Annotated in this window: 26 protein-coding genes and 1 riboswitch; of the genes, 22 read left to right on the forward strand and 4 right to left on the reverse strand. The window is 72.2% G+C overall.

All coding sequences use genetic code 11. The features are described 5' to 3' along the window. Positions 1-5 precede the first annotated feature (5 nt). The 14 genes from ACWDVW_RS22190 to ACWDVW_RS22255 all read left to right on the forward strand — a co-directional run bounded on the left by ACWDVW_RS22190 (position 6) and on the right by ACWDVW_RS22255 (position 12,229). Positions 6-977, forward strand: a complete 972-nt coding sequence (locus tag ACWDVW_RS22190; RefSeq protein WP_449951880.1) for a biotin carboxylase N-terminal domain-containing protein — start codon at positions 6-8, stop codon at positions 975-977. Next, the gene (locus ACWDVW_RS22195; protein ID WP_449951883.1) at positions 974-1,741 is read left to right on the forward strand and encodes an SRPBCC family protein; all 768 of its coding nucleotides are present in this window, start codon (positions 974-976) and stop codon (positions 1,739-1,741) included. Before ACWDVW_RS22190 ends, ACWDVW_RS22195 begins: the two co-directional genes overlap by 4 nt. Next, on the forward strand, positions 1,734-2,132 hold the full coding sequence (locus ACWDVW_RS22200) for a cupin domain-containing protein (protein WP_131054094.1): 399 nt from the start codon (positions 1,734-1,736) through the stop codon (positions 2,130-2,132). The genes ACWDVW_RS22195 and ACWDVW_RS22200 overlap by 8 nt, the downstream gene beginning before the upstream one ends. Continuing rightward, positions 2,129-3,403: a beta-ketoacyl-[acyl-carrier-protein] synthase family protein gene (locus tag ACWDVW_RS22205; protein ID WP_449951886.1), complete on the forward strand. Its 1,275-nt coding sequence runs from the start codon at positions 2,129-2,131 to the stop codon at positions 3,401-3,403. The genes ACWDVW_RS22200 and ACWDVW_RS22205 overlap by 4 nt, the downstream gene beginning before the upstream one ends. Continuing rightward, positions 3,400-4,698, forward strand: a complete 1,299-nt coding sequence (locus tag ACWDVW_RS22210; protein ID WP_449951888.1) for a beta-ketoacyl synthase N-terminal-like domain-containing protein — start codon at positions 3,400-3,402, stop codon at positions 4,696-4,698. The genes ACWDVW_RS22205 and ACWDVW_RS22210 overlap by 4 nt, the downstream gene beginning before the upstream one ends. Then, the gene (locus ACWDVW_RS22215) at positions 4,698-5,042 is read left to right on the forward strand and encodes an antibiotic biosynthesis monooxygenase family protein (protein WP_449951891.1); all 345 of its coding nucleotides are present in this window, start codon (positions 4,698-4,700) and stop codon (positions 5,040-5,042) included. The genes ACWDVW_RS22210 and ACWDVW_RS22215 overlap by 1 nt, the downstream gene beginning before the upstream one ends. Before the next feature lie 229 nt (positions 5,043-5,271). Then, on the forward strand, positions 5,272-5,454 hold the full coding sequence (locus ACWDVW_RS22220; protein WP_449951893.1) for a hypothetical protein: 183 nt from the start codon (positions 5,272-5,274) through the stop codon (positions 5,452-5,454). Positions 5,455-5,879: 425 nt separating this feature from the next. Then, complete coding sequence (locus ACWDVW_RS22225; RefSeq protein ID WP_449951896.1) at positions 5,880-8,345, forward strand: nitrate- and nitrite sensing domain-containing protein; 2,466 nt, start codon at positions 5,880-5,882, stop codon at positions 8,343-8,345. Beyond that, positions 8,335-8,760 (forward strand): roadblock/LC7 domain-containing protein, encoded by a 426-nt coding sequence (locus tag ACWDVW_RS22230; RefSeq protein WP_449951899.1) that lies wholly within the window; start codon positions 8,335-8,337, stop codon positions 8,758-8,760. Before ACWDVW_RS22225 ends, ACWDVW_RS22230 begins: the two co-directional genes overlap by 11 nt. Beyond that, positions 8,757-9,191: a DUF742 domain-containing protein gene (locus tag ACWDVW_RS22235; RefSeq protein ID WP_449951902.1), complete on the forward strand. Its 435-nt coding sequence runs from the start codon at positions 8,757-8,759 to the stop codon at positions 9,189-9,191. The genes ACWDVW_RS22230 and ACWDVW_RS22235 overlap by 4 nt, the downstream gene beginning before the upstream one ends. Beyond that, complete coding sequence (locus ACWDVW_RS22240; RefSeq protein WP_449951905.1) at positions 9,175-9,765, forward strand: GTP-binding protein; 591 nt, start codon at positions 9,175-9,177, stop codon at positions 9,763-9,765. Before ACWDVW_RS22235 ends, ACWDVW_RS22240 begins: the two co-directional genes overlap by 17 nt. A 92-nt stretch (positions 9,766-9,857) precedes the next feature. After that, positions 9,858-10,829: an ABC transporter substrate-binding protein gene (locus ACWDVW_RS22245; protein ID WP_449951908.1), complete on the forward strand. Its 972-nt coding sequence runs from the start codon at positions 9,858-9,860 to the stop codon at positions 10,827-10,829. Positions 10,830-10,954: 125 nt separating this feature from the next. After that, the gene (locus tag ACWDVW_RS22250) at positions 10,955-11,518 is read left to right on the forward strand and encodes a GNAT family N-acetyltransferase (protein ID WP_449951910.1); all 564 of its coding nucleotides are present in this window, start codon (positions 10,955-10,957) and stop codon (positions 11,516-11,518) included. 453 nt (positions 11,519-11,971) lie between these two features. Continuing rightward, a complete protein-coding gene (locus ACWDVW_RS22255) occupies positions 11,972-12,229 on the forward strand; it encodes an excalibur calcium-binding domain-containing protein (protein ID WP_449951913.1) in 258 nt (85 codons plus the stop codon). A 223-nt stretch (positions 12,230-12,452) separates the two neighbouring features. On the opposite strand, the gene ACWDVW_RS22260 is transcribed toward ACWDVW_RS22255, so the two are convergent. Continuing rightward, on the reverse strand, positions 12,453-12,857 hold the full coding sequence (locus tag ACWDVW_RS22260) for an MmcQ/YjbR family DNA-binding protein (protein WP_449951915.1): 405 nt from the start codon (positions 12,855-12,857) through the stop codon (positions 12,453-12,455). 160 nt (positions 12,858-13,017) lie between these two features. On the opposite strand from ACWDVW_RS22260, the gene ACWDVW_RS22265 reads away from it, so the two are divergent. Together ACWDVW_RS22265 and ACWDVW_RS22270 are read left to right on the forward strand one after the other, a co-directional pair. Further along, positions 13,018-13,278 carry a hypothetical protein gene (locus ACWDVW_RS22265; RefSeq protein WP_117228080.1) on the forward strand — a complete coding sequence of 87 codons (261 nt, stop codon included), beginning with the start codon at positions 13,018-13,020 and terminating at the stop codon, positions 13,276-13,278. Between the two features lie 122 nt (positions 13,279-13,400). After that, positions 13,401-13,652, forward strand: a complete 252-nt coding sequence (locus tag ACWDVW_RS22270; protein WP_449951918.1) for a hypothetical protein — start codon at positions 13,401-13,403, stop codon at positions 13,650-13,652. A gap of 51 nt (positions 13,653-13,703) precedes the next feature. On the opposite strand, the gene ACWDVW_RS22275 is transcribed toward ACWDVW_RS22270, so the two are convergent. Then, the gene (locus ACWDVW_RS22275; RefSeq protein WP_449951920.1) at positions 13,704-15,140 is read right to left on the reverse strand and encodes a glycine hydroxymethyltransferase; all 1,437 of its coding nucleotides are present in this window, start codon (positions 15,138-15,140) and stop codon (positions 13,704-13,706) included. A gap of 18 nt (positions 15,141-15,158) precedes the next feature. Further along, positions 15,159-15,248, reverse strand: a riboswitch (ZMP/ZTP riboswitch). Positions 15,249-15,355: 107 nt separating this feature from the next. On the opposite strand from ACWDVW_RS22275, the gene ACWDVW_RS22280 reads away from it, so the two are divergent. Beyond that, positions 15,356-16,327, forward strand: coding sequence for a DNA polymerase domain-containing protein (locus ACWDVW_RS22280; protein ID WP_449951923.1), 972 nt, complete (start codon positions 15,356-15,358; stop codon positions 16,325-16,327). 7 nt (positions 16,328-16,334) lie between these two features. Here ACWDVW_RS22280 and ACWDVW_RS22285 read toward each other — a convergent pair whose 3' ends face one another. Continuing rightward, complete coding sequence (locus tag ACWDVW_RS22285) at positions 16,335-16,817, reverse strand: Lrp/AsnC family transcriptional regulator (RefSeq protein WP_396747800.1); 483 nt, start codon at positions 16,815-16,817, stop codon at positions 16,335-16,337. 128 nt (positions 16,818-16,945) lie between these two features. On the opposite strand from ACWDVW_RS22285, the gene pdhA reads away from it, so the two are divergent. The 5 genes from pdhA to ACWDVW_RS22310 all read left to right on the forward strand — a co-directional run bounded on the left by pdhA (position 16,946) and on the right by ACWDVW_RS22310 (position 23,451). Beyond that, entirely contained in the window at positions 16,946-18,109 is a 1,164-nt protein-coding gene (pdhA, locus tag ACWDVW_RS22290) for a pyruvate dehydrogenase (acetyl-transferring) E1 component subunit alpha (protein WP_449951926.1), read from the forward strand. Beyond that, positions 18,109-19,122, forward strand: a complete 1,014-nt coding sequence (locus ACWDVW_RS22295) for an alpha-ketoacid dehydrogenase subunit beta (protein WP_350697262.1) — start codon at positions 18,109-18,111, stop codon at positions 19,120-19,122. Before pdhA ends, ACWDVW_RS22295 begins: the two co-directional genes overlap by 1 nt. Before the next feature lie 67 nt (positions 19,123-19,189). Further along, positions 19,190-20,938 carry a dihydrolipoamide acetyltransferase family protein gene (locus tag ACWDVW_RS22300; protein ID WP_449951929.1) on the forward strand — a complete coding sequence of 583 codons (1,749 nt, stop codon included), beginning with the start codon at positions 19,190-19,192 and terminating at the stop codon, positions 20,936-20,938. A gap of 722 nt (positions 20,939-21,660) precedes the next feature. Then, positions 21,661-22,920, forward strand: a complete 1,260-nt coding sequence (locus ACWDVW_RS22305) for an Ig-like domain-containing protein (RefSeq protein WP_449951932.1) — start codon at positions 21,661-21,663, stop codon at positions 22,918-22,920. 180 nt (positions 22,921-23,100) lie between these two features. Further along, a complete protein-coding gene (locus ACWDVW_RS22310; protein WP_449951935.1) occupies positions 23,101-23,451 on the forward strand; it encodes an STAS domain-containing protein in 351 nt (116 codons plus the stop codon). 102 nt (positions 23,452-23,553) lie between these two features. Here ACWDVW_RS22310 and ACWDVW_RS22315 read toward each other — a convergent pair whose 3' ends face one another. Beyond that, positions 23,554-23,934 carry an FKBP-type peptidyl-prolyl cis-trans isomerase gene (locus ACWDVW_RS22315; protein ID WP_176094397.1) on the reverse strand — a complete coding sequence of 127 codons (381 nt, stop codon included), beginning with the start codon at positions 23,932-23,934 and terminating at the stop codon, positions 23,554-23,556. Positions 23,935-24,153 lie beyond the last annotated feature (219 nt).

Consider the following 24,153-nt stretch of genomic DNA (forward strand, 5'->3'; position numbering starts at 1 on the left):
GGACCGTGTTCGAGAAGGTGCTCATCGCCGACCGGGGCGAGATCGCCCTCCGCATCCTGCGAGCCTGCCGTGAGCTGGGCATCCGTACCGCCGTGGTCTACTCCACCGCGGACGCCGACTCGGCCGCGGTGCGGCTGGCCGACGAGGCCGTCCGGATCGGACCGTCGGCCAGCCGCCGCAGCTATCTCAACGCCGCCGCCGTGGTGGAGGCGGCCCGCAAGGTCGGCGCGCAGGCGGTCCATCCCGGCTACGGCTTCCTGTCCGAGGACGCCGACTTCGCCGAGATCTGCGCGGACAACGGGCTCACCTTCGTCGGCCCGTCGCCGCAGGTGATGGCCGCGCTGGCGGACAAGTCCTCGGCCCGGGCGCTGATGCGCCGGGCCGGGCTGCCGCTGCCGCCGGGCGCGGTGCAACCGGTGCCGACGGTGGGCGAGGCCGCGCTGGTCGCCGCCGAGGTGGGCTACCCGGTGATCGTCAAGGCGGCGGCCGGCGGGGGCGGCCGGGGGATGACGGTGGTCCGCGTGCCGGCCGACCTGCCCCGCGCGTACGCCCGCACCCGCGCCGCCGCGCAGGCCGCCTTCGGCGACGACCGGGTGGCCGTCGAGTGCCGGGTCAACGTGGAGGATCCGGACCGGGGTTTCGTCCCCACCCCCGGCCGGCTGGACCGCTTCGTGCCGCCCGGCGGCCCGTTCACCCGGGTCGACACCCACGGGCACGCCGGTTACCTGGTCGGTCCGCACTACGACTCGTTGCTGGCCAAGGTCGCCGTCTGGGCCCCCGACCGTGATCTGGCCCTGAGCCGACTGGACCGGGCCCTGCGCGAGTTCGAGATCACCGGTCCGGGAGTGCGGACCACCATCCCCTTCGTCCGGCGGGTCCTCGACGACGCCGACTTCTGCAAGGGGCGCTACTCCACCGGCCTGGTCGACCGGATGACCGCCGGATCGACCCCCGTTCAGCAGAGGAGAAACCGATGACCGTCACCGATGGCCGTTCGCTGACCGCGGAGATCACCCACATCCTGGTGACCAACTGCGGGCTCGACCCGGACGCGGCCGCCCGCGCCCCGGCCGCCTCCCTGGAGGAACTGGGGATGGACTCGCTCGCGCTGCTCGAACTCTCCGCCGTGGTCGCCGACCGGTGGCGGGTGAGCATCCCGGAGCAGGCCGCGCAGCTCACCATCCCGGCCGTCGCCGAACTGGTCGCCGAGCAGACGGACCCGCCCGCGCCGGCCGCCGATCCGCCCGGGCACACCGAGAACAGCATCGTCATCGCCGCGCCGCTGGAGCTGGTCTGGTCGGTCACCAACGACGTCGCCGGTTGGCCCGAGCTGTTCACCGAGTACGCCAAGGCCGAGATCCTCGGCCGGGACGGCGACACCGTCCGGTTCCGCCTCACCATGCACCCCGACGAGAACGGGGTGGCCTGGAGCTGGGTCAGCGAACGCACCCCCGACCCGGCGACCCGGCAGGTGCGGGCGCGTCGGGTGGAGACCGGACCGTTCGAGTACATGCGGATCCACTGGACCTACACCGAGGAGCCCGACGGCGTCCGGATGACCTGGATGCAGGACTTCGCGATGAAGCCGACCGCCCCGGTGGACAACGCCGGGATGACCGAGCGGATCAACACCAACAGCGTGGTGCAGCTCGCCGTGATCAAGGACCGGATCGAGCGGCTGGCCCGGGACCGGGCCGCAGCGGTGGCGACCGCCCCGACGAACGGAGACGACGATGAGTGACCTGGCACTGGTGGCCGCCCGGGACGTACCCGCCGACCGCCGTCGCGGCGGTGAGCTGCGCGTCCTGCTCGGCCCGCGTACCGTCGGCAGCACCTCGGGGTTCATGGGCGTGGCGACCATGGGTCCGGGGGAGCGGATCGCCGAGCACTACCACCCGTACAGCGAGGAGTTCCTCTACGTCGCCCGGGGCACGATCACCGTCGACCTGGACGACGAGCCGGTGCTGCTGACCGCCGGTGAGGCGCTGTTCGTGGCCCGCAACGTCCGGCACCGGCTGCGCAACACCGGTGACGAGCCGGCCGAGGTGGTGTTCCACCTCGGTCCGCTGGCCCCCCGTCCGGAACTGGGTCACGTCGACACCGAGGTGGCCGACGAGCGGAACGGGTCGTGACGGGGCGGCGCACGGTGGTGACCGGGATCGGCGTGGTGGCTCCGGGGGGCGTCACCCGGGACCGGTTCTGGAAGGGCATCACCGAGGGGCGGACCGCGACCCGGCGGATCAGCTTCTTCGACCCGTCGCCGTTCCGCTCGCAGATCGCCGCCGAGTGCGACTTCGACCCGGACGCCGCCCGGCTGACCCCGGCGCAACGACAGCGCGCCGACCGGTACGTGCAGTTCGCGCTGGCCTGCGCCGCCGAGGCGGTCGCCGACAGCGGGTTGGAGTTCACCGACGCCGAGCGGGACCGCACCGGCGTGGTGCTCGGCACCGCCGTCGGCGGCACCATGGCGCTGGAACAGGAGTACGTCACGGTCAGCGACAGTGGACGGCGCTGGCTGGTCGACGCGGCGCTCGGCGGGCCGTACCTCTATCCGGCGCTGGTGCCCAGCAGCCTGGCCGCCGACGTGGCCTGCCACCACGGGCTGCACGGCCCGGCGCAGGTCGTCTCCACCGGCTGCACCTCCGGCATCGACGCCATCGGGTACGCCCACCAGCTCATCGCCGACGGCGAGGCGGACATCGTGCTGGCCGGCGCGGCCGACTCGCCGATCTCCCCGGTCACGGTGGCCTCGTTCGACGCGATCAAGGCCACCAGCCCGGACAACGACGACCCGGCGCACGCCTCCCGGCCCTTCGACGCCGACCGGCACGGCTTCGTGCTCGCCGAGGGGGCGGCGGTGCTGGTGCTGGAGGAGGCCACGCACGCCCGGCGGCGCGGCGCGCACGTCTACTGCGAGGTGGCCGGCTACGCCAGCCGCAGCAACGGCTACCACATGACCGGGCTGCGTCCGGACGGGGTGGAGATGGGCCTGGCCATCACCGACGCGCTGCGGCAGGCGCGGCTCGCACCGGAGGAGGTCTCCTACATCAGCGCGCACGGCTCCGGCACGCGGCAGAACGACCGGCACGAGACCGCCGCGTTCAAGCGGGCCCTCGGGCCGGCCGCGTACCGGGTGCCGATCAGCTCGATCAAGTCGATGGTCGGGCACTCGCTGGGCGCGATCGGCTCGATCGAGATGGCCGCGTGCGCGCTGGCCATCGAGTTCGGAGTGGTGCCGCCGACCGCCAACTGGACCACCCGCGATCCGGAGTGCGACCTGGACTACGTGCCGAACGAGGCGCGGGAGGTGCCGGTCGACGTGGCGCTCTCGGTGGGCAGCGGCTTCGGCGGGTTCCAGTCGGCCATGCTGTTCCGCCGACTCGGCCGGGAGGTGACGCGATGACCGCCCCCGCGTACGACGACACGACGACCGCCCGACCGTCCGGCGACGGCACGGTGGCCCGCGCGGTGGTGACCGGCATCGGCGTGGTCGCGCCCAGCGGAGTGGGCGCCGACGCGCACTGGCGGACCGTGCTCGCGGGTCAGCGCCGCACCGGACCGATCACGCTCTTCGACGCCGCCGGCTACCCGACCCGCCTCGGTGGCGAGGTGGCCGACTTCGACCCGGCCCGGTACGCCGACAACCGCGCCCTGGTGCAGACCGACCGGTGGACGCACCTCGGGTTCGCCGCCACCGGGCTGGCCCTGGCCGACGCCGGCCTGCCCGAGCAGGCTCCCGACCCGTACGCGTGGGCGGTCACGTTGGCCAGTTCCTCCGGCGGCAACCTGTTCGGCCAGCGGGAGCTGCAACGGCTCTGGTCGTCGCCGAGCCGCACCGTCGGGGCGTACCAGTCGATCGCCTGGTTCTACGCGGCCAGCGTCGGCCAGCTCTCCATCCGGCACCAGGCCAAGGGCCCGTGCGGGGTGCTGGTGGCCGAGTCGGCCGGTGGCCTGGACAGCCTCGCCCACGCGGTCCGCACCGTACGGAGGGGCGCCTCCGTGGTGCTCGCCGGGGCGACCGAGTGCCCGCTGAGCCCGTACGCGCTCGCCTGTCAGCTCCGGTCCGGCCTGCTCAGCGCGGAGACCGACCCGGAGCGGGCGTACCGGCCGTTCGACGCCGGAGCCAGCGGCTACCTGCCCGCCGAGGGCGGGGCGGTCTTCGTGGTGGAGGAGCTGGGTCACGCCCTGGCCCGGGGAGCCCGGATCTACGGCGAGGTCACCGGGTGGGGTGCCACCCACGACGGCGCGCACACCACCGCCGAGTCCGCCGGTGACCCTCGGCAGTACGCCCGCGCCATGCGGCTGGCCCTGGGCCGGGCCGGGGTCGAACCGGACGAGGTGGACGTGGTGGTCCCCGACGCGCTCGGGGTGCCCCGCTACGACCGGTCCGAGGCCGAGGCGCTGCGGTCGGTCTTCGGTGCGCTGGCCCCGCCGGTGACCACCCACAAGTCGCTGACCGGGCGGGCGCATCAGGGCGGTTCGGCGCTGGACGTGGCCACCGCGCTGCTCGCCTTCGCGCACGACACGCTGCCCGCCTCGGCCGGTCCGGACACCGTGGCACCGGGTTGTGAGCTGGGTTTCCTGCGGGCGGCCCGGCGTCCGCGCCACCGACTGGCGCTGGTCTGTGCCCGAGGGTTCGACGGATTCAACAGCGCGCTGGTGCTGCGCGGCGCGCCACCGAGCGGAACGGAGCAGTGATGACGGCGATCGAGCGCGGGGACGGGCCCGGCCCGCAGCGTGGCCGGGTGGTGTTCCTGGTCCGGGTCCCCGTCGACCGCACCGAGGACTTCCTGCGGGCGTACGAGGCGGTGCGCCATCTGGTCGCCGACGGGGTGCCGGGGCACCTGGTCGACCAGGTGTGCCGCTCGGCGACCGACCCGGAGCAGTGGCTGATCACCAGCGAGTGGGCCAGCCTGGCCGACTTCGAGGCGTGGGAGCGCAGTCCCGAGCACCGTGACCTGGTCCGACCGATGCGGGAGTGTTTCACCGACGCGCGCTCGTTGCGCTTCCAGGTGCACGCCCAGACCCCGGTCCCGGCCTGACCGACCACATCGGATCGTACTTTCGGTCACCTTACGTGTACCGGGAGTCGACACACGGATCCGATCCTGCCCGTCGGAGGGGGTGTCGACAATCCCGCCAGCCGCCCTTTCTCCGTGAGCCATTTGCATCTGGCAATGCTCGTCCCGGCTGCCGTAGGGTTCCCGCAGCGTTCCGAGGCACGCGGCACGTGGGCGGTCGCCCACGTCGACACAGGACGGTGGCGATCACATGACGGGCCCGCTGTACCTCCCGACCGAGTCGAGCCGGCAGGTGCCCGCCGACCTGTTCGGGCGTCCCGTCGACGAGTGCCGGCCGGACCGGGTCCGGGGTGGCCGCGGTGAGGTGGCGGGTGCGGAGTCGGCCGCGCGGCACGTCGGCCCGACCGTGGGAGCGGTCCCGGGCGACGAGTGACGCTCGCCTGACGGGCCTGTCCCGCCACCGGCCACCCGGCGTCACCGGCCGTCCACACAGTTCGGACCAGCGGTCGCGCACCGGGCTCGTCGGGGTGCCGACCGGTCTGCGGCCGGGGTGCCGAATCGGTCCACCCGGGTACCCGACCGGGTCGGGTGAGGGTGGTTCCTCCGATGCCGACGATCCGGGACTCGTTCGGTTTCCGATCACTTCACAATGCCCGAAACCGGGGTCGGTCGTTCGGTCGCCCGACGCTGACCGATTGGGTAGAACCCAAGCTCTCCGGCCGTGACGATTCCGCCTGAGGGTTGTGGGCGGCCGGGTATGCCGGGATATTGCTGTGATCAATTCCCCTGATGCCTCACACCGGCCTGCGTGGCCATGCCGGTGATTGGAGACCGCGTGTCCACACAGGTTCCCGACCGATGCGCCGTGCCGGCGTTCGACCACAGCCCGGCCCGGGCGCCGAGGAGCCTGTGGTGACCGGCGGCGGCAGCATCCGCAGTCGACTCGCCGCCATCATCGCGTTGCCGGTGGCGGCCGTGCTGCTCCTGCTCGGCTACGTGACGGTCGTCGAGGTGTCGTCCTACCAGGCCGTCCGTAAGGCCAGCGAGTCGGTGTCGCTGGCCCTGCAGGTGCAGGACCTGACCCAGGAGCTGCAGGTCGAGCGTGGCATCAGCGCCGCACTGCTCGGTGGTAACGAGGGCTTCCGCAACGAGGTGGCCCCGGCCCGCGAGCGGGTGGACGAGCGCCGTCGGGCGGTCGAGGAGGCGATCTCCGGCGGCGGACAGGTGGCCGACCGGGTCGGCGCCGCGCTGCGCGAACTCGACGGGCTCGACGTGGTCCGCTCCGCCACCGACGGCGGCAGCGCCGGTCGGGCCGCCACCTTCGACTTCTTCACCGAACGCATCGCCGCCCTGAACCGCCTTGACTACGACCTGGACCAGGCGCAGGACCCGCAACTGCAACGGCACGTGGCGACTCTGACCGCGTTGAGCCGGATCAAGGAGAGCACCGCCCAGCAGCGCGCCTTCCTCAACGGGGTCTTCTCCGCCGGCGGTTTCGCCGACGGCGAGTTCCTCCAGTTCGCCGAGATGCGCGCGGCCCGCGACACGGCGCTGGCCGACTTCGAGGAGCGGGCCACCCCGGGCCAGCGGGCCGCCAACGACTGGGTGCTGGACACCGGTGCCGCCCGGGTGGCCGGCTTCTTCGAGCAGGTCGCGCTCGACTCCGCCGACGGCCGCCGGGTGCAGGTCAACCCGCAGGCCTGGTGGTCGGCCCTGACCACGGTGCTGGACGGCATGCGCCACATGCAGGAGTACGTCGGCGCGGAGATCGAGGCGCGGGCCGCCGAACGGCAGGGCGAGTCGACCCGACGACTGTTCGTGCTCGGTGCGCTGGTGGCGTTCTTCCTCGCCGGTGCGGTGGGCCTGCTGGTGCTCGCCTCCCGCTCGATCACCCGGCCGCTGGCGATGCTGGCCGCCGAGGCGCGTGACCTGGCCGCCAACCGACTGCCCGTCGCCGTGCGGCAGCTCCAGGACGGCACCGAGGAGAACGAACCACGGGCCCCGGAGCCGGTCCAGGTGCCGACCCGCTCCAGCGCCGAGGTCCGCTCGGTGGCCGGTGCCCTCGACCAGGTCCAGGAGGTGGCGTTCCGCCTCGCCACCGAGCAGGCGGTGCTGCGGCGAAGCACCACCGAGTCGCTGGCCAACCTGGGCCGACGCAACCAGAACCTGCTCCGCCGCCAGCTCAGCTTCATCACCAAGCTCGAACGGGAGGAGACCGACCCGGCCGGGCTGGCCAACCTCTTCGAGCTGGACCACCTGGCCACCCGCATGCGTCGGAACGCGGAGAGCCTGCTGGTCCTGGTGGGGGCCGGCGGTCCTCGCCAGTGGACCCGGCCGCTCGCGATCGCCGACGTCATCCGGGCCGCCATCTCCGAGGTCGAGGAGTACCGGCGGGTGCAGATCCGCCGGATCGACGACGCCTGGGTGGTCGGCGCCAACGTCAGCGCGGTCGCGCACATGCTCGCCGAGCTGGTCGAGAACGGGCTGACCTTCTCCCCGCCCGACTCCGACGTGGAGATCCAGGGCCGGCGCAGCGGGGACGGTTACCTCGTGGCCATCACCGACCAGGGCATCGGCATGTCGCCCGAGGACCTGGCCGAGGCCAACGCCCGCCTGCGCGGTGAGGTTGACTACGTCTCGGCCCCGACCCGCTACCTCGGCCACCACGTGGTCGGTCAGCTCGCCCGGGACCTCGGCATCGACGTGCAGCTCGCACCCTCCCCGGTGACCGGGGTGACCGCCCGGGTGCTGCTGCCCGCCACGGTGTTGACCAGCCGGAACGCGATCGCCCCGGACGACGGGGCGGACGCGGTCGGCACCACGCAGACGGCCATCACGGTCACCTCCACCACCGCCCGGGTGGCCGCCGAACCAGCCGCGCCGCCGGTGTTGCCGTCGGTGCCCGCCGCCCGTCCGACGCCGGCCGTCGGCATCGCCGGGGTCGGTCCGCGCACCGCCATCGACGCGCCGCCGCCCGCCACCCGCGTCGCGCCCGCCCCGCGCGGGTACGACCGGCCCGTCGCCGGTCGGCCGCCGACCATCGCCGGTGAGGTGTCCGCCGTCGGCCCGGTGGAGGAGCGCACCACCAACGGGCTGCGCAAACGCCTGCCCCGCGAGCGGCGTGCCAGCGCGCCCGCCCCGGCCGCCGACCCGGTCGCGTCCGCGCCGCGTCCGGCCGCCATGGACGACTCGCCGATGGAGATCCGGAACCGGTTGACCGCGCTGCGGGCCGGAACGCTCCGCGGCCAGGTCGACCGGCCGGCATCACCGACCCGGTCCAGCGACGACACCACGACCGAGCCTTGGGGGGCCCGTGAAGGTTGACATCCAGAGCGATCCACACCAGTTGAACTGGCTGCTGGCGAACTTCGTCCGGCAGACGGACGGGGTACGGGACGCGGTGGCCGTCTCGTCCGACGGGTTGCTCATCGCCGTCTCCGCAGGTCTCAACCGGGGTGCCGGCGACCAACTCGCCGCGATCGTGTCCAGCATGGCGAGCCTGGCTCGGACCGCCTCCCGCAAGTACGACTTCGACGGGCTGAAACTCATCATGATCGAGATGAGACGCGGCTTCCTGCTGGTGTCGGCGATCAGCGACGGCAGTTGCCTGGGGGTGCTCGCCGACGGGGACTGTGACCTGGGCCTGGTCGGCTATGAGATCTCGCTGCTCGCCGACCGGTTCGGCGGCATGCTGACACCGGCGTTGATCTCCGAGTCGAGACGGGTGTTGCCCCGGTGAGCGGTGCCGGACCGCGGCTGCCCGACCCGCGGATGATCCCGTACTGGACCGCTGCCCCGGCGTCCGTCGGCCCGGCCCCCGAGCCGCCGCCGTCCACACCGGAGCCGTCCGACGCGGAGGCGGTACGCCCGTTCCTGCTCACCGGCGGACGTACCCGCCCGGTCCAGGACGGGCTACGGGTGGAGACGTTGCTCTCCGCCCAACCGGCGGCGCTCTCCGCGCCGCTGCGCTTCGAGGCCCGCCGGATCGTCGAGTTGTGCCAGCGGCCCATCACCGTGGCCGACCTGGCGGTGGCGCTGCGGGTGCCGCTCGGCGTCACCCGGGTGCTGGTGGCAGACCTGCTCAGCGAGGGCTACCTGCGCCGTGAGGAACAGGGCGAGCTCTCCGTCGCCATGATCGAGAGGATCAGGGACCGTGTCCGCGCTCTCTAGCCAGCCGCCCACACCCACCGCGGTCAAGATCGTGGTGAGCGGGGGGTTCGGCGTCGGCAAGACCACCTTCGTCGGCGCGGTGTCGGAGATCGAGCCGCTCGTCACCGAGGCCGACCTGACCGAGGTCTCGGTGGGGGTCGACGACACCTCGGTGGTGGCCGGCAAGACCACCACCACCGTGGCCCTGGACTTCGGTCGGATCAGTCTCGACGAGTCCCTGCTGATGTACCTGTTCGGCACGCCCGGACAGGACCGGTTCGCCTTCCTCTGGGACGACCTGGTGGACGGCGCGCTGGGTGCGGTCGTGCTGATCGACACCCGGCGGATCGAGGACTGCTTCCCGGCCATCGACTACTTCGAGGACCACCAGATCCCGTTCCTGCTGGCCGTCAACACCTTCGAGGCGACCCGCCGCTTCGCGCTGGCCGAGGTGCGCGAGGCCCTCGGCGTGGCCGACGACGTGGTGCTGGTGGAGTGCGACGCGCGTCAGCGGGAGTCGGTCAAGCAGGTGCTCGTCGCGCTCACCGAGGTGGTGCTGGCGCAACGCCTCGCGCGGGCCGGCGCCGGTCGCTGACCAGCGGACGCCCAGCACCCCTCCGGCCCAGCGCGGCCGCACCCCTCCGGCCCTGCGGCCGGGCGCAACGACGAAGAGGAGAAGAGGCAGCGATGCAGAGATCAGGGTGGACCAGGGCGGCGGCCCTCGCCTGCGTGGCCGCACTGGCACTGACCGGCTGCGCGGCCGACATCCAGCCCCGGGTCGCGCCGCCGGGGCCGCCGGAGCGGACGGAGTGCGGCACGCTGACGCTGGCCAACCTGCCGTGGATCGGGTACGAGGCGAACCTCGCGGTGATCGGCTACCTGGCCAAGAACCGGCTCAACTGCACGGTGGTGGTCAAGGACCTCACCGCGGAGAAGGCGTGGGAGGAGGTCGCCGCCGGCAGCACCGACGTCATCCTGGAGAACTGGGGCCGTGAGGGACTGAAGAAGAAGTACATCGACGAGGAACGCAAGGCCGTCGAGCACGGCATGACCGGCAACAAGGGCGTCGTCGGCTGGTACGTGACGCCGTGGCTGGTCGAGCAGCACCCCAACATCACCAACTGGCGGAACCTCAACGACTACGCCTACCTGTTCCGGACGCCCACCTCCGGCGGCCGGGGCGTCCTGCTCAACGGCGACCCCTCGTACGAGACCAACGACCGGGCGTTGATCCGCAACCTGAAGCTGAACTACACGGTCACCACCGTAGGCAGCGAGGACAAGCTCATCGAGGCGTTCCGGGAGGCGGAGCGTGACCGTCGTCCGGCGATCGGCTACTTCTACGCGCCGCAGTGGTTCCTCGCCGAGGTCGACCTGGTGCACGTCAAGCTGCCGCCCTACACCCCGGGCTGTGACGTGGACCCGGAGAAGGTGGCCTGCGACTACCAGCCCTATGACCTCGACAAGATCGCCAACCGGGAGTTCGCCGAGTCCGGCAACCCGGCCGCCGAACTGGTCAAGAACTTCCAGTGGACCAACGCCCAGCAGAACGAGGTGGCCCGCTACCTCACGGTCGACGAGTTGTCCCACGACGAGGCCGCCAAGAAGTGGCTGGACGCCAACCCGGACGTCTGGCAGGACTGGCTGCCCGCCGACTGAGTCGGCCCATCCGGCGGACCGCGTCCCGATCGGCCGCCGGGCAGAGCGCGGCGGCGTGGCCCGGTCTCGGGCCACGCCGTCGACCGGTCAGTGCGGCGGGTCCCGGGCGACTAGAGTCCGATTTCGTGCATGCTCCCGAGGTCGGTGTCGCGAGTCCGGCGGACCGGACGCCGGTGGTCGACGCCCTGGTGGCCACGTTCGTCACGGATCCCGTGGTGCGCTTCTTCTTCCCCGACGACGAGAGCTACGCACGGTCGGCTGCCGTCCTCTTCGGTCACCTCTTCGACAAGCAGGTGGTCAAGGGCACCGTCTGGACCGTCGAGCGGGGTGCCGCGACCGCCATCTGGGAGCCGCCGGTCGCCGGTACGGCCGTCCTCGACGACGGACGCCGCCCGGCCCTGCCCGACGACGCGCTACGCCGGGTGCACGCCTACGACCAGGCGCTGCGTGCCGTCCTGCCCCGCCATCCGCACTGGTACCTGGGCATACTCGGCACCCACCCGGCCCACGCCGGTCGCCGCCTGGGGCGGGCCGCGATGAGCGCGGGGCTGCGTCGGGCCGCCGACGACGGCCTGCCGGCCGTGCTGGAGACCGGCAACCCGGTCAACGTCGAGATCTATCGGCGTGCCGGGTGGGAACTGGTCGACACGCTGACCGACCCGATCCCGGTCTGGGTGATGCGACGGTAACCCGCTCCACCCTTCCCACCCGCTCCACCGGCGGCCCGCTCCGCCCTTCCCACCCGCTCCACGCGGCCCACCCGCTCCGCCCGCTCCACGGGCGGCCCGCAGCAGGCCCATGCTTCCGCCTTCACCGCAAGATCACGCTCGATGCGGGATCGAGTGGTCATCGTCGCGCTCGGATACCACTCGATCCAGGATCGAGCGTGATTCTCGGTAAGCGAGGGGCTTCGTCGGCGGCCGGTGGGACATCTGTGCCGGTGACCAGCTCGGTGTCATCCGAGCTGTCAGACCTCGGCTGGCGTGGGGTCGGAGGTGCTGCCTGGATGGTGATGGAAGTGCCGCCGTAAGCCCTGCCGGACGAGTCGGGTGGAGGGCGCTGTGCCGATTCATGTGGCGGTAGCGTGCCTTCTCCACCCACTATCCGATATGGAGGACGGATTGGTTTCCAGACTGGTCCGGATGGCACTCGTCGTCACCTTGGCGCTGGCCGGGGGCACCGTGGCCGTGGTGTCGCCCGCGCAGGCCGCCCCGACGAAGTTCAAGAACTGCACCGCGCTGAACAAGAAGTACCGGCATGGCGTCGGCAAGAAGGGCGCACGGGACAAGGTGCGCGGCAGGACGAAGCCGGTCACGAACTTCAAGGTTTCGACGGCGATCTACCACGCGAACACCAAACTCGACCGGGACAAGGACGGCGTTGCCTGCGAGAAGCGATAGCGGCGGGACAGGGCCCGGGGCACTTCAGACCCGCCATCCGTGATGCCCGGCCGCCCTTCCCGCCGATCATGGAGTCGTGGCCCTCGCGAAAGCCGCGAACCGTGGCATTTCGCCTACCATAACTCCATGATCGGCGGGACGGGCGGGGTACGTCCGGCGGTCATCGGGCGGGCGGCCGAAGAGGGTTGGCGGTCGGGGTGGGCGCGGTGTGGTGGGTGCGCTGTCAGGCTTCGGGCGGTGCCGTCGCGGCCCGGTGGGCGGCGGCGAGCCGCTTCGGCGCGCGGGCGAACCACGCCTCCGTGATGATCTCGGTCAGTTCGGCCTCGTCGATCCGGTCCAACTGCACCAGCACCGCCGGGTAGCCGTCGAGGTGTGGCGTGGTCAGATAGACGACGGGGTCGTCGGCGAGCAGCGCCTCCTTGACGCCGAGGTCGGCGACGCGTACGCCGAGGATCGGGCCGTCCGGCGCGGCCGCTCCGAGCGCGTCGAGGTCGGTGCGGCGCAGCGGGCGCTCCCACACGAAGGACTTGTCCCGTACGGTCCAGGCGGGCAGCCCGTCGTAGGAGGGGCGCTCGCCGGTCTCCGGCAGGCTCAACGCGATCCGGCGGACGTCATCCCAACTGGCCACCGCCCGACCATACGCCCCGGCCGAGGCCGGCAGGGGGCACGCACCGGTCCCGTACGGCGTGTCGGACACGGTGCCTGCACACCTCGACGGCGACACACCGCGTTCGCCGGAAAGCGAACGGTGACCTTCACCGTATCGTGCTCCTGCGTGGACGGTCATAATGGGCGGCATGGTTGCCTGGGAGTACGCCCTGCTGGTTCGCCGTTACCAGGGACAGGGCCGCAATTTCCATGTGTCGTTCGTCTGGTACGGCCCGGACGGATCCCGTAAGGACATCACCGCGTACGGCGACACCGCCGTGGCGCACCTCAACCGGTACGGCCGGGAGGGCTGGGAACTGGTCACCGCCGCCGAGGACGTCAACAACGTCCAGGGCAGCACCGAGGTGCACCGATACCACCTCAAGCGTCCGCTGAACTGAGTCCACCCGACCGTCGGTCGACCATCGCCCGGGAACGCGTTGACGGCGCGTCCCGGGCGTCGTCACGCTTATCGTCAGATGTCGATGCGTGTGCGTCGGCCGGTCTGTTGCAGGGGGTACTCATGCGCAAACGCAGGATGCTGGCGCCGGTGGCGGTGCTCGCCACGGTGGGCGCGGCACTGGTGGTCGGTGCGGCACCGGCTGCGGCGGATCCGCCCGGCGGGACGCTGCGCGGGGTCTACTACAGCTACGACTTCTGCCGCTCGTACGGCTTCACCGGCGCCGCCGAGGGACGATGGGACTGGTGGTACTGCGAGCAGAGCGCCGCCCCGCAGAGCGCCCAGTGGTTCCTCTGGACGTTCGACTACTCCTGATCCCCGCCCGGCGCGCGCCGAGCCGGACACCGGCCCGGCGCGCGTCCGTCGTCAGCTCAGGTCGACGTTCGGGTACAGCGGGAACCCGGCGAGCAGCTCACCGGCCTGCCGGCTGACCTTGTCCGCGAGCGCGGGGTCCAGCACGTACTTGGCCTTGGAGGCGGTGCCGTCCGGGTTGGCACCGGCGCTGGTCTGGCTGAGCACCGTGTGGATCAGCTCGGCGGTGCCGTCCATCTCGGCCGTGCCCAGCCCACGGGTGGTCAGCGCGGGCGTGCCGATCCGGATGCCGGAGGTGTACCAGGCGCCGTTGGCGTCCTGCGGCACCGCGTTGCGGTTGGTCACGATGCCCGAGTCCAGCAGCGCCTGCTCGGCCTGCCGACCGGTCAGCCCGTAGCCGGTGACGTCGATGAGCACCAGGTGATTGTCGGTGCCGCCGGTGACCAGCGTGGCGCCCCGACGCAGCAGCCCGTCGGCCAGCGCCTGGGCGTTGTCGACGATCCGCTGGGCGTAGTCGGCGAAGTCGGGGCGACGCGCCTCGGCCAGCGCGACCGCCTTGGCGGCCATCACGTGCGGCAGCGGGCCGCCGAGCACCATCGGGCAGCCCCGGTCCACCTGGTCGGCCAGCTCCGGGCCGCATAGCACCATGCCGCCGCGCGGGCCGCGCAGTGACTTGTGCGTGGTGGTGGTGACGATGTGCGCGTGCGGCACCGGGTCGAAGTCGCCGGTGAAGACCTTGCCGGCGACCAGACCGGCGAAGTGGGCCATGTCCACCATGAAGGTGGCGCCGACCGAGTCGGCGATCTCCCGCATGATCCGGAAGTTCACCTTGCGCGGGTACGCCGAGTAGCCGGCGACCAGCACCAGCGGCCGGAACTCGCGGGCCGCCTCGGCGACCCGGTCGTAGTCGATCAGCCCGGTGGCCGGGTCGGTGCCGTAGCTGCGCTGGTCGAACATCTTGCCGGAGATGTTGGGCCGGAAGCCGTGGGTGAGGTGACCGCCCGCGTCCAGCGACATGCCGAGCATCCGCTGGTCGCCCAGCTCCCGGCGGAGCGCGAACCAGTCCTGCTCGGTGAGGTCGTTGACGTGCCGGGCCTGCGCCCGCTTGAGCGCGGGGGACTCCACCCGGTCGGCCAGGATGGCCCAGAACGCCACCAGGTTCGCGTCGATGCCCGAGTGCGGCTGCACGTACGCGTGCGTCGCGCCGAACAGCTCCCGGGCGTGCTCGGCGGCGAGCGCCTCGACCGTGTCGACGTTCTGGCAGCCGGCGTAGAACCGGCGCCCGACCGTGCCCTCGGCGTACTTGTCGCTGAACCAGTTGCCCATCGCCAGCAGGGTGGCCGGCGAGGCGTAGTTCTCGCTGGCGATCAGCTTGAGCGACTCGCGCTGGTCGGCCAGCTCCGCACCGATGGCGTCGGCCACCCGGGGCTCGACGGCGCGGATGACCTCCAGCGCGCTGCGGAAGGCGGCGGATTCGGCGTTCGGCGGCATGCGACCTCCTGGTGACGTACGGAAGGCCCAGGCGCTCGGCGTGCGTCCTCATGACGGGGCCGCTTCCCGATGGTGCTCCATCTCGACGCGCCAGTCACGGCCCCCGCCGATCCTAGCGGGTCGGCTACCCGGCCCCACGCACACCGGGTCGGACCGGTCCCGACCGGCCCGCGAGGTCGCCCCCGCGTCGGCCGTACGCGTCGTACGCTCGGCAGATGGCGACCTCGGCCGAGGAGATCCAGGTGGGGCGGCGGGTGGTACGCGTCTCCAGCCCGGACAAGCCGTACTTCCCGGAGCGCGGGCTGACCAAGCTCGACGTGGTGCGTTACTTCCTCGCCGTCGGCGACGGGATCCTGCGCGCGCTCAGGGACCGGCCGACCATGCTGGAGCGCTGGCCGCGCGGCGTGTTCGAGGGGGCGACGGTCGCCACCCGGCAGGACAACCGGGGCGACGCCTTCTATCAGAAGCGGGTGCCGGCGGGCGCGCCCGACTGGGTGGGCACCGCGCACATCACGTTCCCCAGCGGGCGCAGCGCCGACGAGGTCGCGCCGGGGGAGCTGGCGGTGGTGATCTGGGCGGTCAACCTGGGCACCCTGCGGTTCCACCCGTGGCCGGTGACCCGGGCCGACGTGGAGCGGCCGGACCAGCTCCGGATCGACCTGGACCCGATGCCCGGGGTGGGGTTCGACCAGGTCGTCCCGGTGGCGCACGAGGTGCACGGCTTCCTCGACGAGCTGGGCCTGACCGGCTACCCCAAGACCACCGGCGGTCGCGGCCTGCACGTGTACGTCCCGATCGAACCCCGGTGGAGCTTCGGCGACTGCCGGCGGGCGGTGCTGGCGCTCGGCGGCGAGATGCGGCGGCGTCGGCCGGACCTGGTCACCACCACCTGGTGGCGGGACCAGCGGGACCGGCCGGTCTTCGTCGACTACAACCAGATGGCCCGGGACCACACGATGACCTCGGCGTACTCGATCCGGCCGACGCCTGCGGCGCTGGTCTCCGCTCCGCTCGACTGGGCCGAGCTGGACGACGTACGGCCGGAGGACTTCGACGTGACCACCATGCCGGCCCGGTTCGCCGAGCGGGGCGACCCGCACGCCGGTCTGGACGGGCGACGGTTCTCGCTGGACCCGCTGCTGGAGCTGGCCGACCGGGAGGGGCTGGCCGCGCCGCCGGAGCGCTGAGCGGCGGTCAGGCCCACGGGCTGCGGACGCCGTCGTACTCCTCGAAGACCAGCCAGCTCCGGGTGGACAGCACCCCGGCGATGCGCTGGACCCGGTCCAGCACCACGTCCCGCAGGGTGGCGTTGTCCGGCGCCCGGACCAGGGCGAGTACGTCGTGTTCGCCGCTGAGCAGCGCCACGTGCTCGACGTAGCGCACCCGGGCCAGCTCCGCCGACACCTCCCGCCAGGTGTTCTGCTGGATGGTCAGGGCGATGTACGCCGAGGTGCCCAGCCCGGCTGGCTCCGGCGCGACCCGCGCGGCGAACCCGGTGACCACCCCGTCGCGCAGCAGCCGTTCCATCCGCGCGTACGCGTTGGTGCGCGACACGTGCACCCGCTCGGCGAGCGTCCGGACGGAGATCCGCCCGTCCCGGGTCAGTTCGTCCAGGATCCGCCGGTCCACCTCGTCCAATCCTGGTGCCGTTCGTCCCGTGCCACCCCGCAGGGGCACTGTGTCAGCGGTCTCCTGGCTCACCCGAGCCTCCCATCAGTGCCATACATCCCGCGTTCACCGGCCATCTTGAGTCAATCATCCGACCAAAGGAGCATAGGTCCACCACACGTCCAGGAGGTACCGCCGTGACGACCACCCCTCAGGCGGCCCGCAGGGCAACCCCGCGGAAGCGCCGGTCGGCCACCCCGACCGCGCCCGACCCGGCCGCCGCCCTGCTTCCCCAGGCCGATCCGGTCCGACTGCTCAACCCGGACGGCACCCTGCTGCCGTCCCGGGCCGACTATCCCGAGCCACCCCTGGCGGCCCTGCGCGAGATGTACCGCCGGATGGTCGTCGGCCGCCGGTTCGACGCGCAGGCCACCGCGCTGACCAAGCAGGGCCGCCTCGCGGTCTACCCGTCCTCCCGAGGCCAGGAGGCGTGCCAGGTCGGCGGCGTGCTCGCGCTGCGCGACGACGACTGGGTCTTCCCGACCTACCGCGAGTCGATGGCGCTGACCGCGCGGGGCATCGACCCGGTCGAGGTGCTCACCCTGCTGCGCGGCGACTGGCACTGCGGGTACGACCCGGCCGTGCGGCGCACCGCCCCGCAGTGCACGCCGCTGGCCACCCAGTGCGTGCACGCCGCCGGTCTGGCCTACGGCGAGACGTACCAGGGGCGGGACACGGTCGCGCTGGTCTACATCGGTGACGGCGCGACCAGCGAGGGCGACTTCCACGAGGGGGTCAACTTCGCCGCCGTGTTCAAGGCCCCGGTGGTCTACTTCGTGCAGAACAACAGGTACGCGATCAGCGTGCCGCTGTCCCGGCAGACCGCCGCCCCGTCGCTGGCCTACAAGGGCGTCGGCTACGGCGTGCCCAGCGAGCAGGTCGACGGCAACGACCCGGTGGCCGTGCTCGCCGTGCTGGAGAAGGCGGTCGCGCACGCCCGCGCCGGCAAGGGACCGTTCCTGGTCGAGGCGCACACCTACCGGATGGAACCGCACACCAACGCCGACGACGCGACGCGCTACCGCGACGCCGACGAGGTGGAGGCGTGGCGCGACCGCGACCCGGTGGCCCGACTGGAGGCGTACCTGCGCTCCCGCGAGGTCCTCGACGACGACGCCGTCGCCGCGATCGCCCAGGAGGCCGAGGAGTACGCCGCGCGGCTGCGCGAGCGGATGAACGTCCAGCCCACCGTCGACCCGCTCACCCTCTTCGACCACGTCTACGCGCAGCCCACCCCGCAGCTCGTCGAACAGCGTGACCAGGTCCGCGCCGAGCTCGCCGCGCAGGAGGAGGAGGCCTGATGGCCACCATGACCATGGCGAAGGCGCTCAACGCGGCGCTCGCCGACGCGCTGCTCGACGACGAGCGGGTCGTCGTCTTCGGCGAGGACGTCGGGCAACTCGGCGGCGTCTTCCGGATCACCGACGGACTACAGGCCCGCTTCGGCGACAAGCGCTGCTTCGACACCCCGCTGGCCGAGGCCGGCATCGTCGGCTTCGCGGTCGGACTGGCCATGTCCGGGCTGCGCCCGGTGGTCGAGATGCAGTTCGACGCGTTCGCGTACCCGGCGTTCGAGCAGATCGCCTCGCACGTGGCGAAGCTGCGCAACCGCACCCGGGGCGCGTTGAGCGTGCCCATGGTGATCCGCGTGCCGTACGCCGGTGGCATCGGCGGCGTGGAACACCACTGCGACTCCTCCGAGGCGTACTACGCGCACACCCCGGGCCTGAAGGTGGTCACCCCGGCGACCGTCGACGACGCGTACTCGCTGCTGCGGGAGGCGATCGACGACCCCGACCCGGTGGTGTTCATGGAGCCGAAGAAGCTCTACTTCACCAGCGCCGAGGCGGACCTGCCGACGCGTACCGCACCCTTCGGCCGGGCGGTGGTCCGGCGCCCCGGCCGGGACGCCACCCTGGTCGCGTACGGGCCGGCGGTGCCGGTCGCGCTGGAGGCCGCCGAGGCCGCCCGCGAGGAGGGCTGGGACCTGGAGGTGGTCGACGTACGCACCATCGTGCCGTTCGACGACGACACGATCGCCGCCTCGGTCCGGCGCACCGGCCGCTGTGTCGTGGTGCAGGAGGCACAGGGCTTCGCCGGGGTCGGCGCGGAGATCGCCGCCCGGGTGCAGGAACGGTGCTTCCACGCCCTGCACGCGCCGGTGCTGCGGGTCTCCGGGCTGGACATCCCGTACCCCGCGCCGATGCTGGAGCACACCCACCTGCCCTCCGTCGACCGGGTGCTGGACGCGGTGGCCCGCCTCCAGTGGGACGACCAGCCGGACTCCCGCTGGCTCACCGAGGTGCCGGCATGAGTGTGCGAATCATCGGGGCCGGTGCGGTGGAGTCTCGTGGCGGCACGCGGCGGAGCGGAGTACCGGCATGAGCGAGCAGGTCTTTCTTCTTCCCGACCTCGGTGAGGGGCTCGCCGAGGCGGAGATCGTGCAGTGGCGGGTCGCGGTGGGTGACGTGGTCACCGTGGACCAGACCGTGGTCGAGGTGGAGACGGCCAAGGCGGTCGTGGACGTGCCCTGCCCGTACGCCGGCCGGGTGGTGGCCCTGCACGGCGCCGAGGGTGAGGTGCGTCCGGTGGGCCAGCCGCTGATCACGGTGGCCGGGCCGGTCGCCGACGGTGCCGCCGGCCCGACCGAGCCCACCGGACACGCGGTCTACCGCGAGGAGGAGCGGGCCGGATCCGGCAACGTGCTGATCGGGTACGGCACCGGGCACGGTGCCACGCGCCGTCGTCGGCGTCCCCGCCTCGCCCCGACCGCGCGGGCTGGGGCGTCGGTCACCGGCACGGTGGTGACGAACGGTGCTGCCCCGGCAGCCCATGTCGCCTCGGCCCCTGTCGCCTCGCCCCCGGTTGTACCTGTCGGTTCGGCTCCGGCTGTCCCGGTCGCCTCGGTTCCGGCTGTGCCGGTCAACGCGGCTCCGGCAGTTGCTGTCGGCTCGCCCCAGGCCGTCGTCGGTTCGGCTCCTGCTGTTCCTGTCGGCTCGGCCCAGGCCGTGGTTGGTTCGGCTCCTGCTGTTCCTGTCGGCTCGGGCGTCGTTGGTGCGGGTCCGTCCGAGACTCCGGCGTTGGTCATCTCGCCGATCGTGCGGCGGTTGGCCCGTGAGCACGGCGTCGACCTGACCACGCTGCGCGGCACCGGGCCGGGCGGTGTGGTCCGCCGCGCCGACGTCGAGGCGGCGGCCGACGCGATCACGATGGAGCGCTCGACGACGGGCGTGACCACGATGGGCATGACCACGGCGGGCATGACCACGGCGGGCATGACCACGGCGGGCATGACCACGGCGGGCATGACCACGGCGGATGCGATCACGACGGACCGGTCGGCGGCGGGCGCGCCCGTGACGGGACTCGCCGCGCCGGACCTGGGCGCCGGGACTGCGTCCCCGTCGGCGCACGTCGGACTCGCACCGGCCGACGCGCGGGACCAGGTGATCCCGTTGACCGGAATCCGCCGGGTGATCGCCGACAAGCTCTCCCGAAGCCGGCGGGAGATCCCGGAGGTGACCATCTGGGTCGACGTGGACGCCACCGGACTGCTGAGCACCCGGGCCGCGATCAACGCCGCCCGACCGGGCCAGCCGGTGAGCATCCTGGCGTTGCTCGCCCGGATCTGCCTGTCCGGACTGCGCCGGTACCCGCAGCTCAACGCCCGGGTGGACACCGAGGGTCAGCGGATCGTCCAGTCCGCCGCCGTGCACCTGGGCATCGCCGCCCAGACCGATCGTGGCCTGCTCGTGCCGGTGCTGCGCGACGCCGACCGGCTCACCACCGCCGAGTTGGCCGCCGAGCTGGCGGCGACCACGACCGCAGCGCGCGCCGGTGAGCTGCCGCCGGCCCGCCTCACCGGCGGCACGTTCACGCTGAACAACTACGGAGTGTTCGGTGTCGACGGCTCGACCCCGATCATCAACCACCCGGAGGCGGCGCTGCTCGGGGTGGGCCGCATCGTGGACAAGCCGTGGGTGGTGGACGGAGAACTGGCGGTGCGGAAGGTGACGCAGCTCAGCCTCACCTTCGACCACCGGGTGTGCGACGGGGGAGTCGCCGGTGGTTTCCTACGGCACGTCGCCGACTGCGTCGAGCAACCGGCCCTGCTGATCGCCGCCGTCTGAGCCCCGTCCGCCCCCGTCCCGCCGTCCCCGCCCCGCAGGCGTCGATCATGGAGTTGTGCAGAGGGCATAACGGCGTATAGAGGTCGAATTGCCAGCCACAACTCCATGATCGGCGCAGGCGGGGCCACAACTCCATGATCGGCGCGGACGGGAATGACAAGTCCATGATCGGCGCGGACACGGACGCGGACGTGGACAACTCCACCTCCTGCTGGCCGTAAGGTCACCATGCGGCCGATGCCTGTCCTGTCCGACCGCCCAGGTGTCTCGCAGCTCGCAGTTCTCTTGCCGACCACCGACCACACGCCCGAAGGATCGCGCCCGAACACGCGCGGCTGCCCCGGCCGCCACACGAGGGTGCCCCCAAGGCCGCCTCCCAAGATCGCCCCGTTGATCAAGGAGTTTTGGTCTGGATGGGCGGCGGATTCGGACCAAACTCCTTGATCAACCATGTTCCCGGGAGTGGACGCCGGGCCCATGGGCGTCCGGATGTGCCTGAGATCGGACGAACCGTTGGGGACCAACGGGTGTGCGGACATCGGTCGCAGTTCGCCGGCTAACGGTCGGGATAACCCGCTCGGGCATTTCCCGGCATTTTGTGTCGCAGTGGCGCGGAAATGTTCCCGGTGCAATAAGGGCGCGGTTTCGGAGAATTGCTAAGCCGCTGGCGGGTAGCCGGTCAGAATGTGGCGGAGGGCGAGAAATAAACGGGGGGACGCATCATGAACCTGAGGGGGCGATTGGCGCTGCTGACGGTGGCCGTGGCAGCGGCGCCGCTGGCGTTGGGCGCGTGCACGGGCGACCGGAAGGTCGTCGGCGAGGGGCGGCAGGCGGCTCCGGAGCTCGCCGTGACACCGGCCGAGGGCGCGCGGGACGTACCGGTCAGCGGTGAGATCGGCACCACCGTCAAGCACGGGCGGGTCACCGACGTGCGGATCACCGACGACAAGGGCGGGAGGGTCGAGGCCGAGCCGCGCGAGGACGGGACCGGCTGGGTGCCGACCGAGGTGTTGCAGCCCAAGCGGACCTACACCGCCGAGGTCACGGTGACCGGCGAGAAGGGGCAGACCGTCACCCGGAAGACGACCTTCACGACGCAGCCGAAAACGTCCAAACCGGCGATCACCAGTACGCTCTATTTTGCTGGTAATCGGACGTACGGCACGGCCATGCCGGTAACCGTCGCGTTCGACCCGCCCATTCCGAAAGAAGCCAGGGCGGATGTGCAGCGTCGTTTGTTCGTGAAGACGGATCCGCCGCAGCCGGGCACCTGGTCCTGGGTGTCCGACGGTAGTCAGGTCTATTACCGGGCGCCCGATTTCTGGCGGCCCGGCACGTCGATCAGCGTGCGTGCCGCGCTGGAGGGCCTGCCGATCGGCAAGGAGAACGTCGGCGACGCCGACCGGCGGGCCACGTCGAAGATCGGCCGGCAGGTGGCGTTGGAGATCGACAACGCGACCAAGCAGATGTCGGTGATCCGGGACGGGAAGGTGCTGCGCAAGCTCCCGGTCAGCCTCGGCAAACCGAGCACCCCGACCTCCAGCGGCAAGATGGTGATCATGGAGAAGCACGACTTCACCACGTTCGACACCACGGGCTCGGCCGACCCGTACGTCGTCGACGTCGAGGACGCGCAGCGGTTGACCTGGGGCGGCGAGTTCATCCACGGTGCGCCCTGGTCGGAGGGGGACCAGGGGTACGCCAACGTGTCGCACGGGTGCACCAACCTCTCCGCGGCCAACGCCGACTGGCTGATGGGCGTCACCCAGGTCGGTGACCTGGTCACCGTCAAGGGCACCGAGGTCGAACTCGGCGAGGGCAACGGCTGGACGGCCTGGAACGTCGGCTGGGACCAGTTCGCCAAGGGCAGCGCGCTGCCCGTACCCGCCGGACTGGCACCGGCACCGACCACGTCCGCGGACCCGGGGGCGGTGGCCGGCGGCGGCTCGCCGGAGCCGCAGCCCTCGGCCAGCGGCGGCTGACACACCGACGTCGGGCACCGGGTCGTCACCGGCCCGGTGCTCCGTCGTGGGCGGGCGGAGGGTGGTGCCCGGGATCGTCCCTAGGGTGGATACACCGGGCCTGCGGGTCATGCCCTGGGCTTACCCGGAACCCCCTTTGTGCAGGGTGTGAGTGTCGGTGGTGCGGGATAGGTTCAACTCATGCCAGAGCGCGAGGAGCGGTTCCACGTGGAGACCACGGTCTTCGACGACGCGGTGTGCGTCCGCGTGGTCGGTGCCGTCGACATCGCCACCGTCGCGGCGTTCCGCGCGGCCCTCTGGGCGGCACCGGCCCGGCCGGAGTTGCGGGTGGATCTCTCCGAGGTGCGGGTGCTCTCCGCCGCCGGGGTGCGCACGCTGATCGCGGCCCGACTCTGGGTGCGGGCGCAGGGCGGCCAACTGGTGTTGACGGACCCGCCGCCGGTGGTGGAGCGGGTGCTGCGCGCCACCGGCCTGCGTCGGGTCATCCCGGTCGTCGGCTCGTGCTCCGATCGGATGCTGGCCGGCGTGTGACGCCGCTACGGCGGGTTCGCCCGCCGGGGCGTGCGGTGGTCGGCGTCCGACGCCGACCGCGCGTCCGGCGCCGGGTACGGGGGCCGGCGCCGGACGCGGCGCTCAGCGGACGCCGAGCAGGTCGACCACGAAGACCAGGGTCTCGTTGGGCTTGATGACGCCACCGGCGCCCTGGCTGCCGTAGCCCAGGTGCGGCGGGATGGTCAGCTTGCGCCGGCCACCGACCCGCATGCCGACCACGCCCTGGTCCCAGCCGGCGATGACCCGGCCACCGCCGAGCGGGAACTCGAAGGCGTCCCCCCGGTTCCAGGAGGCGTCGAACTCGGCGCCGGTGGAGTGCGAGACCCCGACGTAGTGGACGCGGGCGCGCTGGCCGGGCTGGGCCTCGGGGCCGTCGCCCACGGTGATGTCCTCGATCACGAGGTCGGCGGGCGGGGCACCCTCGATCGGACCGATCTCGGGCTTGCTCGCTGCCTGGTTCATGCGGATTCTCCTGTGACGTCGGTTCTGGTCAGCACAATCCTGCCGGATGCTACGCCAGCGGTGCTCGTCGCCCGCGCCACGACCTCCCGAGAGGCCCGGGCCGCGCACGACGGCGGGGGGGGGGGGCCGGGGGGGGGGGGGCCCGGGGGGGGGGGGGGGGCCACCGGGAAGGACAAGTCAACACAGGTAATTTGTGTTTTTTGTTTTGTTGTTGTGTTT

It is taken from the genome of Micromonospora sp. NPDC003241 (genome assembly GCF_053589795.1).